This is a genomic window from Pectobacterium carotovorum (genome assembly GCF_900129615.1).
In the GTDB taxonomy this organism is placed as follows: Bacteria; Pseudomonadota; Gammaproteobacteria; order Enterobacterales; family Enterobacteriaceae; genus Pectobacterium; species Pectobacterium carotovorum.
In genome coordinates, this window is sequence record NZ_FQWI01000003.1 from 447,972 (window position 1) to 461,706 (window position 13,735).

General features: G+C 54.6%; 14 protein-coding genes. 7 read left to right on the plus strand and 7 right to left on the minus strand.

Translation table 11 applies throughout. From position 1 onward, the window contains the following. Positions 1-138: 138 nt before the first annotated feature. Together uraA and hda are read left to right on the plus strand one after the other, a co-directional pair. Entirely contained in the window at positions 139-1,428 is a 1,290-nt protein-coding gene (gene uraA, locus BUB06_RS09030) for a uracil permease (RefSeq protein ID WP_010301543.1), read from the plus strand. 98 nt (positions 1,429-1,526) lie between these two features. Beyond that, positions 1,527-2,234, plus strand: coding sequence for a DnaA inactivator Hda (gene hda / locus BUB06_RS09035; RefSeq protein WP_005976214.1), 708 nt, complete (start codon positions 1,527-1,529; stop codon positions 2,232-2,234). 56 nt (positions 2,235-2,290) lie between these two features. On the opposite strand, the gene arsC is transcribed toward hda, so the two are convergent. From arsC to BUB06_RS09055, 4 genes are all read right to left on the minus strand, one after another. Next, positions 2,291-2,662: an arsenate reductase (glutaredoxin) gene (gene arsC, locus BUB06_RS09040; RefSeq protein WP_039472463.1), complete on the minus strand. Its 372-nt coding sequence runs from the start codon at positions 2,660-2,662 to the stop codon at positions 2,291-2,293. Positions 2,663-2,676: 14 nt separating this feature from the next. Then, positions 2,677-4,140, minus strand: a complete 1,464-nt coding sequence (bepA, locus tag BUB06_RS09045; RefSeq protein ID WP_039472465.1) for a beta-barrel assembly-enhancing protease — start codon at positions 4,138-4,140, stop codon at positions 2,677-2,679. Between the two features lie 170 nt (positions 4,141-4,310). Further along, positions 4,311-4,778 carry a thioredoxin-dependent thiol peroxidase gene (bcp, locus tag BUB06_RS09050; RefSeq protein WP_039356343.1) on the minus strand — a complete coding sequence of 156 codons (468 nt, stop codon included), beginning with the start codon at positions 4,776-4,778 and terminating at the stop codon, positions 4,311-4,313. Positions 4,779-4,831: 53 nt separating this feature from the next. Further along, the gene (locus tag BUB06_RS09055; protein ID WP_039472468.1) at positions 4,832-5,383 is read right to left on the minus strand and encodes a glycine cleavage system transcriptional repressor; all 552 of its coding nucleotides are present in this window, start codon (positions 5,381-5,383) and stop codon (positions 4,832-4,834) included. 370 nt (positions 5,384-5,753) lie between these two features. On the opposite strand from BUB06_RS09055, the gene dapA reads away from it, so the two are divergent. From dapA to BUB06_RS09080, 5 genes are all read left to right on the plus strand, one after another. Continuing rightward, positions 5,754-6,632 (plus strand): 4-hydroxy-tetrahydrodipicolinate synthase, encoded by an 879-nt coding sequence (dapA, locus tag BUB06_RS09060; protein ID WP_039472469.1) that lies wholly within the window; start codon positions 5,754-5,756, stop codon positions 6,630-6,632. A gap of 16 nt (positions 6,633-6,648) precedes the next feature. Next, on the plus strand, positions 6,649-7,686 hold the full coding sequence (bamC, locus tag BUB06_RS09065; RefSeq protein WP_010301565.1) for an outer membrane protein assembly factor BamC: 1,038 nt from the start codon (positions 6,649-6,651) through the stop codon (positions 7,684-7,686). 143 nt (positions 7,687-7,829) lie between these two features. Beyond that, positions 7,830-8,543, plus strand: coding sequence for a phosphoribosylaminoimidazolesuccinocarboxamide synthase (gene purC / locus BUB06_RS09070; protein ID WP_010301568.1), 714 nt, complete (start codon positions 7,830-7,832; stop codon positions 8,541-8,543). Between the two features lie 219 nt (positions 8,544-8,762). Further along, positions 8,763-9,215: a DUF441 domain-containing protein gene (locus BUB06_RS09075; RefSeq protein ID WP_039362141.1), complete on the plus strand. Its 453-nt coding sequence runs from the start codon at positions 8,763-8,765 to the stop codon at positions 9,213-9,215. A 17-nt stretch (positions 9,216-9,232) separates the two neighbouring features. Continuing rightward, a complete protein-coding gene (locus BUB06_RS09080) occupies positions 9,233-11,275 on the plus strand; it encodes a tRNA(Met) cytidine acetyltransferase TmcA (RefSeq protein ID WP_039472472.1) in 2,043 nt (680 codons plus the stop codon). A 74-nt stretch (positions 11,276-11,349) separates the two neighbouring features. On the opposite strand, the gene BUB06_RS09085 is transcribed toward BUB06_RS09080, so the two are convergent. The 3 genes from BUB06_RS09085 to BUB06_RS09095 form a co-directional block, all read right to left on the minus strand. Beyond that, positions 11,350-11,721, minus strand: coding sequence for a hypothetical protein (locus BUB06_RS09085; protein WP_039472473.1), 372 nt, complete (start codon positions 11,719-11,721; stop codon positions 11,350-11,352). 190 nt (positions 11,722-11,911) lie between these two features. After that, entirely contained in the window at positions 11,912-13,177 is a 1,266-nt protein-coding gene (gene trxA / locus BUB06_RS09090; protein ID WP_039472475.1) for a thioredoxin, read from the minus strand. 127 nt (positions 13,178-13,304) lie between these two features. After that, positions 13,305-13,727 (minus strand): ExbD/TolR family protein, encoded by a 423-nt coding sequence (locus BUB06_RS09095; RefSeq protein ID WP_039472477.1) that lies wholly within the window; start codon positions 13,725-13,727, stop codon positions 13,305-13,307. Positions 13,728-13,735: the final 8 nt, after the last annotated feature.

Below are 13,735 nucleotides of genomic sequence, written 5' to 3' on the forward strand. Positions count from 1 at the left end.
GCTTTATTACATCAGTAGCCAACCTTTTCCTGCTTTACTACGGTGGAGCGGGATAAGTCTGGCTGCCATAAGAGGTGCGGGTATACCTGCACACATAAATAGCAACACTAGATAACAACACTACAGAGGATATTGAAGATGACTCGTCGCGCCATCGGGGTAAGTGAACGACCACCCTTGTTACAAACCATCCCGTTGAGTTTCCAGCATCTGTTTGCGATGTTTGGCGCTACCGTTCTGGTACCCATTCTGTTCAAGATCAATCCAGCTACCGTACTGTTATTCAACGGTGTGGGGACGCTGCTTTATTTATTCATTTGTAAGGGCAAAATCCCGGCGTATTTAGGATCGAGCTTCGCGTTTATTTCCCCAGTTTTACTGCTGTTACCGCTGGGGTATGAAGTCGCACTGGGTGGTTTTATTATGTGCGGCGTGTTGTTCTGTCTGGTGGCGCTGATTGTTAAGAAAGCGGGCACCGGCTGGCTGAATGTGCTATTCCCACCTGCGGCGATGGGGGCGATTGTCGCCGTTATCGGCCTTGAACTGGCGGGTGTCGCGGCAGGAATGGCTGGGCTACTGCCTGCCGATGGCACGTCTGTCGATTCTACCGCCGTGACGATTTCACTGGCGACGCTGGCGATCACCATTCTGGGTTCGGTGCTGTTTCGCGGCTTTCTGGCGATTATCCCGATTCTGATCGGGGTACTCGCTGGCTATGCACTGTCGTTCGCGCTGGGTGTGGTCGATTTGACCCCGATTCGTGAAGCGCACTGGTTTGCGATGCCAACATTCTATACGCCACGCTTTGAGTGGTTTGCCATTCTGGCGATTCTGCCCGCGGCGCTAGTGGTGATTGCGGAACACGTCGGCCATCTGGTGGTAACGGCGAATATCGTGAAGAAAGACCTGATGCGTGAGCCGGGGCTGCACCGCTCCATGTTCGCCAACGGGATTTCTACCGTGCTGTCTGGCTTTTTCGGCTCTACGCCGAACACGACCTACGGCGAAAATATCGGCGTGCTGGCCATTACCAAAGTGTACAGCACCTGGGTAATCGGCGGTGCGGCGATCCTTGCGATCCTGCTCTCCTGCGTGGGCAAACTGGCCGCGGCGATTCAGGCTGTACCGGTTCCGGTTATGGGCGGCGTGTCGCTGCTGCTGTACGGCGTAATTGGTGCGTCCGGTATTCGCGTGCTGATTGAATCCAAAGTAGATTACAACAAAGCACAAAACCTGATCCTGACTTCCGTGATTCTGATCATCGGCGTCAGTGGCGCGAAAGTGCATCTGGGCTCGACCGAACTGAAAGGCATGGCGCTGGCGACAGTTGTCGGTATCGGCATGAGTCTGGTGTTTAAGGTCATCAGCCTGTTCCGCAAAGAGGAAGAGATCCTCGATGCGCCAGAAGAGAACGACGTGCGTTCATAGCCGCATCGTTCCCCCTGTTGAGGCCGTGCATATCGCGTCCTCAACAGGGCTCGGTTTCTGTGATAAACTCGATCCGTTTCCTGCCCGTTTTGCTTGAGGTGATTCTGAACACGCCGGCACAGCTTTCATTGCCACTCTACTTACCCGATGACGAAACATTTGCCAGTTTCTATCCGGGTGAAAACGCGTCTCTTCTTGCCGCCGTCAATAATGCTTTGTATCAAGAGCATGGTAGCTATATCTATTTCTGGTCACGCGAAGGGGGCGGGCGCAGCCATCTGCTGCATGCTGCCTGCGCCGAATTGTCGCGTCAGGAACGTGCGGTGGGCTATGTGCCGCTGGATAAACGTGCCTACTTTGTACCGGATGTGCTGGAAGGGATGGAGCAACTGGCGCTGGTGTGCATCGATAACATCGAATCTATCGCGGGCGATGAAGAGTGGGAAATGGCGGTGTTTAATCTGTATAACCGCATTCAGGAAACAGGGCGTGCCCGGTTGTTGATTACCGGCGATCGTCCGCCGCGTCAGCTGAATTTACGTCTGCCCGATCTGGCTTCTCGTCTCGATTGGGGACAAATCTACAAGCTACAGCCGCTGTCGGATGACGAAAAAGGGGAAGCGCTACAGCTGCGTGCCAGACTGCGTGGGTTCGAATTGCCGGAAGACGTCAGCCGTTTTCTGCTTAAGCGTCTGGATCGGGAAATGCGCACGTTATTTATGACACTCGATCAGCTTGACCACGCTTCTATCACCGCCCAGCGCAAGCTGACCATTCCTTTTGTGAAAGAGATCCTCGGACTGTAATTAACGATCGTCGTTGAGGATCGCTTCCGGTTATCGTTTACAGTTATCTTTTACAACTACAGTATTTCCAGCACCTGCTCTGGCGGACGGCCGATACGTGCCTGACCTTGTGCCACGACGATGGGGCGCTCGATGAGCTTCGGATTATCGATCATCGCCTGAATCAGCTGCGCGTCCGTTAGTGCGGCATCTGACAGCCCCAACTGCTGATAAATTTCTTCTTTGGTTCTCATCAATTCGCGTGCGCTAGTAAAGCCCAACTGCTTGATAAGCTGAGCCAACGTCGCGGCATCGGGCGGCGTGTCGAGATAGAGCACGACGTCAGGCGTAATATTGTGTTCTTGCAACAGCGCCAGCGTTTCACGGCTCTTGGAGCAGCGCGGGTTGTGGTAAATCGTCACGGATGTTTTGGTTGGAGACGGTGTCATCGTCATGCTCCTTATCAGGATTTTTGGTACTGGCGGAAGCGCTGCTGCAACTGGCGGAGCTGGTCGATGCGGGCGTCGTAACGCGCCTGTTCCAGACTCCCCAATTTGACCAGTGAACTCGCGTTGCTCAGTAACCGAATAGATTGATCGAGCTGACCACTGAGTGCCAGACTTTCCGCTCGTGCGGCCAGTTCTTCTGCCCGCTGTCCTTGTGCAGCAGCGGCTTGTGCCAGCAGATCCCAGCCGTTCGAATCGTCAGGGTGCGCGTAGGTGTAACGATACAGTATTTTGCTGGCGGCAGCGGGCTGTTTCCCTTCCACATAAGCATTCGCCAGATTGAGCTGAAGTACCGGATTCGCCTGCATTCCAGGCACGTTTTGTAAGCGGGCGATAGCCTGCGTCGCGCGGCTTTGTCCCAGATCGATATCCGTCATCATATCCAGAAACCACGGGTTTTCAGGCGCGCTGCTTAGCAGCGGTTGCAGCACATTACGTGCTTCATCGTACTTCTTCGCCTGATAAAGCTGAATCGCGCGGCCATACTTTGCGGCTAACTGCTCTCGCACGTTACCCTTTTCCCATTGCACCAGCAGATCGTCGCTCAGCGGACGCTCCGGTGAGCCATACATACCAAAGGTGCGTATTTTGGCGAACAGGAAATCCTGAGAGGACTGTACCGGCGTTGAGCGCATCTGGTTGGCGCGGTTGCGTGCATCGGACAGGCGGCTTTCCGGCAAGGGGTGAGTCAGCAACATTTCCGGCGGTCTGGACGCATAGCGTGATTGATCGGCCAGCTTTTGCAGGAAATTCGGCATGGCCTGTGGATCAAAGCCCGCGCGCTGCAACACCTGAATACCGATGCGGTCCGCTTCTTGTTCATTCGACTGTGTGAACGTAATCATGCCCTGCTGCGCACCCGCCAGCGTGCCGCTGAGCGCCGCCATCCCCAACTGCGGGTTGGCCATCGCCAGCAGAATAGAACCGAGCGCGCCGACCCAGGTAAGCGGGGCGCTACGCTGCTGTGATTCCATGCTACGTGCCAGATGACGCTGGGTAACGTGAGAGATTTCATGCGCCATCACCGAGGCCAGCTCGCTTTCGCTATCGGCATAGCGGAAAAGCGCGGAATGCAGCACCACGTTGCCGCCGAAGAAGGCGAAGGCGTTGATGTCATCATTACGGATCAGGTAAAAATGGAACGGCGTACGCACTGAATCAGCCTGTTTGACCAATCTGTTGCCGAGCTGGCTAATGTAATTGGACAGTAGCGGATCGTTGATAAGCGGCGCACCGGCTCGCAGCTGGCGGACGTAAAAATCGCCCATCGCCAGTTCCTGATTGATACTGAGCGTACCGCCTGCGGTGGTGCCGATATCCGGCAGCCGATCCTGCGTGTCGGCCTGAGCAGGAAGCAGGTTGCCAGCCAGTAATGTCCCAAACAGGACGGACATGACCGTTTTTCTTAACCGAATAGACATAACGGAAGATAACCTTATCAACAGCTAACGTGAAAACATTCTGCTGACTATCTTAGCCAGCGATGGCAGACAAAGAAATGCCCGAGCGGGAAAAACGTGGTGAAGAGAGAGAATGATAGGGAAAAACCGGCACGTATGACGGTGCCGGTGGAAAATCTGAAAGCGGTGAATCAGGCGCTTTTCAGATAATCAAGAACGATGTCGTGGTGGTTGCTGGTTTTGAAGTCGTCAAACACCTTCTCCACCTTGCCGTTTTCGTCGATCAGGAAACTGATGCGATGAATACCGTCATAGGTTTTCCCCATGAAGGTTTTTTCTCCCCAAACGCCAAATCCTTCTGAAACCTGATGATCCTCATCAGAAAGCAGCGTGAAATTTAAGACTTCTTTCTCGACGAAGCGGGACAGTTTTTCTGATTTGTCCGTGCTAATACCGAGAACTTCAACGCCATGTTTTTTCAAATCGTCCATGTTATCGCGCAGGCCGCAGGCCTGAACGGTGCATCCTGGCGTCATCGCTTTAGGGTAGAAATACACCAACACTTTCTGTCCCTGGAAGTCGGTTAAATTTACTTGTTCGCCATCTTGGTCGGGCAAGCTAAATTTCGGTGCAATATCACCGGCTTTCAGTGTGTTCATCACGACTCTCCGTCTTGTTTCTCTTCATGCTGTGGATATACCCATAATTTATACTATTGGGCATAGTTAACGACGCTAATACTGCCTTGTGCGTGCAATTCTGTACATAGCTGATGAAAGGCTGGCTCAATAATTAAGCTATCAAGCGTGGCAGAGCTGTGTGCGGCAATCTGAATATACAGCTGCGGCGGCTTGTCACCCTCGGCGGGCTGGGTTTTTGACACCAGCTCAGCAATGTTTAACTGGTGAGAATCGAACAAATCGGTAAAACGCTCAATGATGTGAGGGGAGTCGGCAACGTCAACCTTCACCCAGACGGTTGAGGGCGTTGGCTGGCTGGCCTGTGACTCCGTTCGTTTCATCACGATCAGCAAATCCATCTCTGCGCCTTTCAGCGGCAGGGTCGATTCAATCAGCGTTATCGCGTTCCAACTGCCGGACAGCAGCATAATGAAGGTGAACTCTTTGCCCAGCATGGCAAGACGGCTATCTTCGATGTTACAGCCACAGCTACTGACGTGGCGGGTAATCGCATTGACAATACCGGGACGATCAACTCCCAGCGCGGTAATAACCAGATAGTGTTCTTGTGAGCTTGGCAACATCATGCTTCCTGTCTTTTTTCCCATTAATCACATGGTAAACATAAAAAATTGCCTGGAGCAATTTTTAACGCCGCTTGCGGCGGCCCGAAGGGCGGCGGGCAGGGATAGCCCGCCGTAAAAAACCTGGAGCAATTTTTAACGCCGCTTGCGGCGGCCCGAAGGGTGGCGGGCAGGGATAGCCGCCGTAAAAACCTGGAGCAATTTTAGCTATCCTTGCCAGCCTATTTCCCCAAAACGTCAGAAGCATTTTTAATTTCGTTTACTGCGTCATAAAAAAACCTGCGTCAGGCACCTACAACGCCCTTGTCCGCTTGCTTTTGCATAGAAGTCAAAAGTACCATGAAGCACTTGTTTGTGGAGGGGATGGCCAATGTTTACGGGAAGTATTGTTGCGCTAGTTACGCCGATGGACGCCAAAGGCGCCGTCGATCGGGCGAGCTTGAAAAAACTGATTGATTATCATGTCGCTAGCGGTACATCGGCGATTGTCTCTGTCGGCACAACGGGGGAATCCGCCACGCTGAGCCACGACGAGCATGGCGATGTCGTGCTGCTGACGCTGGAACTGAGCGACGGACGTATTCCTGTCATCGCTGGAACCGGTGCGAATGCTACCGCTGAAGGCGTTTCACTGACCAAACGCTTTCATGGCACAGGCGTTGTTGGCTGCCTGACGGTCACACCGTACTATAATAAACCGACGCAGGAAGGCCTGTACCAGCACTTCAAAGCGATTGCCGAGCATACCGATCTGCCGCAAATCCTGTATAACGTACCTTCCCGCACCGGCTGTGACATGCTGCCGGAAACCGTTGCCCGTTTGTCCGAAGTGAAAAATATTGTCGCAATTAAAGAAGCGACGGGGAACTTAAGTCGGGTAAGCCAGATCCAAGAGCTGGTTAGTGAAGACTTCATTTTGCTGAGCGGCGATGACGCCAGCGGTCTGGACTTTATGCAACTCGGCGGTAAAGGTGTGATTTCCGTAACGGCGAACATTGCTGCGCGTGAAATGGCGGAACTTTGCAAGCTGGCGGCGCAGGGCAATTTTGTCGAAGCGCGCCGTTTAAATCAGCGCCTGATGCCACTGCATCAGAAATTATTTGTTGAACCCAATCCTATTCCGGTGAAGTGGGCCTGTAAGGAATTGGGACTCATGGCGACCGATAGGCTGCGCCTGCCGATGACACCGCTGACCGATTCCGGTCGCACGGTGATGGGGCAAGCACTTAAGCAAGCGGGTTTGCTGTAATCGTTAGGGAGATTTAATGAGTTATTCATTACAAAAGTCGATGGTGGCGAAAGTTGTTGGCATATCACTCGTGATGTTGCTTGCGGCTTGTTCCAGCGATCAGCGCTATAAACGTCAGGTCAGTGGCGATGAATCCTATCTGAAGGCACCGGCGCTGCACGCGCTGAATACGCCTGCCGGGATGATTTTACCGGTGCAGAACGGGGATTATGATATACCGCCAGTTACCCTGAATGGTGCGGTCGGCAAGGAGCTGGATATTCGTCCTCCTGTGCAGCCATTGGCTTTGTTGAATGGTTCCCGCACCCAGATCTCAGGAGATACGGCCACGCTGTTGTTAGAAAACAGCGCGCAAAACAGCCAGCTCTGGTCTCAGGTTATCCGCGTGCTGCAAGACAAAGCGTTTACCATTGCCAGCCGTCAGGATGCCAGCCAAACGCTGACAACCGACTGGATTTCATGGCCGCGTGAAGATGAAGACGTCCCGTATCAAGGGCGTTATCAGATTTCCGTGCAGCAACAGGGGTATCAGGTCGCACTGGTTGTGAAACTGCTGGGATTACAGCTGAACGGTCAGCCAGTGACGACGGGCGATCAGGCTCAGCGCTACACGGGTCTGATGCTGAATGCGCTTAGCAATGGTCTGGATTCTCAGGCAACCGCACGCGAAAACGCACTGGCAAACCGCACCATCGGTTCGCTGGATGTGCAGAGCGGGGCGGATGATACAGGCTTGCCACTGCTGATTGTGCGCGGCCCGTATACCGTTGTGTGGGATCGTCTGCCTGTCGCATTGGACAAGATCGGCATGAAGGTTAACGATCGCAGCCGTCCGCAGGGTTCTGTCTCCGTGACGTATCGTGCGCCGAGCGGCGGAACCTGGGATGATCTGGGCGCGAAAAATCCTGAACTGCCTAACGGTGATTACAAATTGCAGGTCGGCGATTTAGACAACCGCAGCAGTCTGCAATTTATCGACTCCAAAGGGCATACGCTAACCCAGTCTCAGAATGATGCACTGGTGGCCGTATTCCAGGCGGCGTTCAGTAAATAACGCATAAACCAAGGGTCGGATTATCCGGCCCTTCTTCATTCAACAATCTCTACCCGAATTGACGGGCGCTATCGGCAACCGTTCGGGGAAGCGTTAAATATCGGGTCGTACTTGTTGACCCTCACTGTGTGGAGTAATTAAAGATGCAAAAGCTAGCTGAGCTGTATCGTGGAAAGGCGAAAACCGTCTACACCACCGAAGATCCCGATCTACTGGTGCTGGAGTTCCGCAATGATACATCAGCAGGAGACGGTGCACGCATTGAACAGTTTGACCGTAAAGGGATGGTGAATAACAAATTCAACCATTTCATCATGAGCAAACTGGAAGAAGCTGGAATCCCAACTCAAATGGTGAGCCTGCTGTCTGACAATGAAGTGCTGGTGAAAAAGCTGGAGATGGTGCCGGTCGAGTGTGTCGTGCGCAACCGCGCGGCGGGATCGCTGGTAAAACGTCTGGGTATTGAAGAAGGCATCGAGCTGAACCCGCCGTTGTTCGATCTGTTCCTGAAAAACGATGAGATGCATGACCCGATGGTGAACGAATCTTACTGCAAGACGTTCGGCTGGGTGAATGAAGAGAATCTGGCTCGCATGAAAGAGCTGAGCTACAAGGCGAACGACGTGCTGAGCAAACTGTTTGGCGACGCCGGGCTGATTCTGGTCGATTTCAAGCTGGAGTTTGGTCTGTTCAAAGGTGAAGTCGTGCTGGGTGATGAATTTTCACCAGACGGTAGCCGCTTGTGGGACAAAGAAACGCTGAACAAAATGGATAAAGACCGTTTCCGTCAGAGCCTTGGTGGCTTGATTGAAGCGTATGAAGAAGTTGCGCACCGTATCGGCGTAAAATTAGACTAACTGCGCAATCGTTTACGTTCAGGTCGCCGGCTGGCGATAGGCTGACGGCCTGAATCTTTTACCTATTTTCCTCTCGAAAAGCTGCCTTTATCTTCTCGTCTCTGTCTGAATGATTTGCTGACTTACCCCTTATTTCGACTCCTGCCCCTGACCCCGATTAATGCTATCATCGCGGTTTGCTTAACGCGCAACCCGACGACTTTCGACAGACTCACATCCATGGCTTACTTCGATCCGACATTGTTAATTCTGCTCGTCCTGGCGGGGCTGGGTATCATCAGCCACAACATGACCGTCACGCTGGCGATTCTGGTTTTGCTGGCGATACGTATCACGCCTTTGAATAGCTATTTTCCGTGGGTAGAAAAATACGGCCTGAGCATCGGTATCGTCATTCTGACGATTGGCGTGATGGCACCGATTGCCAGCGGAAAAATTACCGCCAGTGAAGTAATGCATTCCTTCCTGCACTGGAAATCCCTGCTGGCGATCCTCATTGGTGTTGTCGTGTCCTGGCTTGGCGGACGCGGCGTGTCGCTGATGAGCAACCAGCCCTCCGTTGTGGCCGGGCTGCTGGTGGGGACGGTCATGGGCGTGGCGCTGTTTCGCGGCGTTCCGGTTGGTCCGCTGATCGCCGCAGGGCTGCTTTCTCTGCTGATTGGCAAGACCTGATTGATTCGGCGCGTGTGATGATGTTGCGTGATTTTCTCCACAGCCAATGCCAGCAGCAGCGCTATGGCGTCCGGCGATTGCTGGTGCTGAGCGGTAAAGTGAACTGGTGTGAAGAGCAGGCGCTGGCGCTCAGTGGCCAATTGTCCGGCGACTGGCTGTGGGTTAGCGAACACGCGCCTGATTCCGTTACCTCATTGCCAGCCAGTCGAGTGCGGACGCTGCTGGGGCGGGAGTTTCTTCACGCGGTGTTTGATGCACGTAGCGGCGTGGATGTCGAAGCGCTGGCGATGCTGTCAGGCACGCTACAGGCCGGTAGCTGGCTGATTATGCTGGTGCCGTCGTGGCAGGGATGGCCGACACAGCCGGATCAAGACAGCCTGCGCTGGAGTGAACAAGAACAGCCGATTGCTACCCCGCACTTTATCCAACATTTTCAGCGCCAGCTGTTAGCCGATGAGGATGTCGTTCTCTGGCAGCAGGATCAGGCATTCGTGATTCGGCCACTGGCCGCGCGTTCGGACTGGCAGCCAGCTAGCGGTGAACCGACCGCGCAACAGCAGCATATTCTGCACGAACTGAATGCCGCTGAGTCCGGCGTATTGGTGATTACCGCCCCGCGCGGACGAGGGAAATCGGCGCTGGCGGGAATGCTGACGCAGCGGAGTCGTGCAGCCTGCTGGATCACTGCACCTTCCCGCGCGGCGGCGGATATCCTGCAACAGCACGCGCGTGCCGATGTGCCATTCTGGGCACCGGATGCGCTGCTGGAACACTGCCGCCTTCATGGTGCACCCAATGTCGACTGGTTGTTAATTGATGAAGCGGCGGCGATCCCGTCTTCCGTGCTCTCCGCGTTGTTACCGTATTTTTCCCGCATTCTGATGACCACGACGGTGCAAGGGTATGAAGGGACCGGACGGGGATTTCTTCTCAAATTTTGTGCGACGCTGCCGCAGTGGCGGGCATTTACGCTGGACGAACCTTTGCGCTGGGCCGTTAACGATCCGCTGGAGCGGGTGTTGGATCAGGCACTGCTGTTTAGCGAACCCGAAGCGTTTCATTCCCCGCAGCCGTCCGATCGACCTACGGTGGAAAGTCGAATCGAACGCGCTGACGACTGGCTGGCACATCCTGACCGCCTGAAGTGGTGCTACGCGCTCTTGTGCAGCGCGCATTACCGTACCTCGCCGCTGGATCTGCGCCGCCTGATGGATGCGCCGGGCATGCATATTGCCAGCGCACAGATGGCGGGCGAGATTGGTGGCGTGCTGTGGTTAGTAGAGGAAGGCGGACTGTCTGCCTCACTGGCGCATGAGGTGTGGGCTGGACGGCGACGCCCACGCGGTAATCTGGTGGCGCAGTCGCTGGCGGCACACGCCGGGCTATGGTATGCACCAACGCTACGTGCTCGCCGCGTGAGCCGGATTGCGGTGGCATCGTCATATCGCCGACAGGGGATTGGTCGCGCGTTAATTGCTGAACAGATGTGTGAGGCACAGCGACAGGCGCTGGATTACCTGTCGGTTAGCTTCGGCTATCAGCCAGAGCTGTGGGCATTCTGGCAGTCGTGTGGGTTTCAACTGGTGCGTATCGGTAGCCATCTTGAAGCCAGCAGCGGCTGTTACAGTGCGATGGCGATACTGCCGCTGAGTGAAGCGGGACATAGACTGGCGGAGCAGGGAAGCCGGCAATTGGCGCGTGACTGGTATTGGTTACAGCGCCTGATTCCGCTTAACCTCGCGCTGCCGCAGACAGGAAATACTGAGCTGGATGAAGACGACTGGCGTGAACTGGCGGGGTTTGCGTTTGCGCATCGGCCGATAGAGGCCAGCTTCGCTGCGATTTGCCGTCTGTTGAGTCACACCACTTTGCTGCTGCCTGCGCTATGCCTGCTGGCGGAAAAACCGGGTGAAAGCGAGCAGATAGCCACGACGCTGGGGCTGACTGGTAAAAAAGCGCTCCTGAAACGCTGGCGTGAAGAGACCGCTGCTGCGCTGGTCGATCTCGATGTGCAACGCAGTGAGCGCTGGCGAAGAACCGTCGTATTCGGTGACTCTTGACGAGTATTGCGTGATTGAAGGCGACAGAACTCGCAAATCGTACAGGTACGTCGAATATAGGAAGATGAAGTGGATTACTGCGTCTCTAGTAGCCGGAAAATCAGCGGCGCTTTCCCCTGTTCATCAGAGTAGTCGGCAATTAACGTGAGGTCAGTTTTCCTCTCTCCAGACCAGAGCTGACACTCGACTCTTTTTCGCGGAGCATCGGCGTCAATGTCGTAACGGTACAGGGGAATTCTGCCCGTTTTATCGGGTGTAAAGGCAACGTCGAAAGGCGGAAGCGTCAAATCTGCAACAGGTTCTCCCGAGCTATCCAGCTCTTCAAGAATCTCTTCGTAGATAGCAGGGCTCACGCCAAAATTGAGTAGCGCTGCGGGATCGCTATGCTGGATGCCCCCCAACAGATCGCCCGCGAGCCGATAAATTTCATCTCTGTCACGTGTCATCTCTCATCGCCTTATTCTTCCCAAACGGTCCGACTCTACTCATCGGGTACGAGTGGTGAATTTTATCAGGCTCTGCCTGTTATCGCTTGAGGTTCTGTTGGAAAGCGCTCTTGAAGTGCTGGCGAGAATGGGGGGCTTTCTGTTTGGTCGGCGGAGGATGCGCCTCATCCGTGAGGCGCAGATTACGGTATCAATCCAGCTGTGCTTTGAAGGCGGGGGCACGACGGAGCAATGCCCACAGCGTTTCCTGTAAGGGGATTTTCTGCGCTTCTAACAACTGCGGATAGCGCTGATAAAACGCGCCCTCTTTCGCGGAAAAATCCGGGTTCTCCTGAAGCCATTGCGCACGGAGCGCGGTAATTTGCTCGTCCGTTAGCTGTTTGTTGGGCGTGGCGTCTTCCTGTTCTTTAAACCAGCGGAAGCGTTTATCCGGCGTTGCGCGTTCTTCTCTGTTCCATCCGTCGTTAATTTGCATGATCTGCGCCAGCGCAAAGCCGAGAGTGATACTGATACCCCGCCAGCTATCTACATCAGATGCGGCTGGCGGCGGCGATAGGCTCGCGAGTATTGCCGCAATATTTTTTTCCAGGCCGAGTTCGCCGGAGGCTTTCTCTTCCCAACTTATTGCCTGCTGATGCAGCGCTGTCCATTCGCTTTCTGCCACGGTTTCTCCCGCTAACCGTTGCGAAATCGCACGAATCCACTGCTTGCGCAGCCCGTCTACTGTGCTGTCTGCCAGCCAGTCTGACCACGGATTGCCCGAATCGTCTAACCATTGCTGTAGCCATTGCAGCGCGACGCCGTCTACGGCTTTTCCCGGCGCGATGGCGGTAAAGAGGGCGTCAACCTGCGCTGGTGTGGTGCTCGGCAGCTTTTCCAGCAGCAGACCGAGTGCGGCAGGTAGCCCGGTGATACGTTCAAAGATGTGAATATCCGCGCTGTGCGCCAGTACGGCAGAAACCGAGCCTTTGTTGTCCTGCCAGTAGGGAGAAAATGCCTGTTCAATATCGCCGTCCGCTGCATGCTGGCGCAGCCGCTGGTGGAGAAAACCGTGCAGCGACGCATCGCCATAGAACGCTCCCCACGTTACGCGAGTGTCTGCCAACGGCGGTGTGGTGTTTTGTATCGCAATCTGGTGCGATTCCAGCCAGCCGCGCAGCTGTGCCAGCGTTTTCACGCCGATTTGCCGGGAAATTTCCTGTCCGTTTTTAAACAGCAGTAGCGTAGGAATGCCGCGCACGCCAAAACGCTGCATCAATGCCGGATATTGCTCCACATCCAGCTTGGCGACGGTCAGGTTGTCTGGCGTGTTGTCCGCGATGGTGTTTAGCAAAGGAGCCAGCGTTTTACATGGCTGACACCAGGGTGCCCACAGGTCAAGCAGAATAGGCTTGTCGCTATGATTGAGTAAGGTATCCAGCGAGGTGTCGCTGGCAGTGATGATGGCGTCGGACATGGGTGTCTCCATTCAGAGAAAATCGTGAGTAAATGAGCGGGATGCGGGTCATTAACCGTGACGGCTCAGCTTATGGCGAGCCGTCACGGTTATGTTGTCGATTGGCTATCCGCATCAACACAGAAGGTTAGGGGGCTTTGGCGGGTTGCAGGACGAAATCAATCTTGCTCAGGCCGCGCTGTTGGGCGTTAGTCATGACATACGCTACCCGGCCATACTCAACAGCCTGATCGGCAAACAGCCGTATATTCGGGTGAGTGCCGTCGGCTGAGGCCGCATCGAGTTTGGCGATCAGTTGGGCATCATCAATCGCTTCTTTATTCCAGTTAATCTGCCCCGTCGCGGTAATCGCGATATCCACGGCCTGCGGATCTTTCTTGATTTTCTCGACGCTGGCACGCGGTAGCTCCACTTTAACAGCGTGGTTAATGACCGGCAGAGTAATCATAAACACGATCAGCAGCACCAGCATGACGTCGATAAACGGTGTCATGTTAATGTCGTTAAGCAGCGCGTCTTCCTGACTTTCAAACGGGGATGACATACTCATGGCGGTGT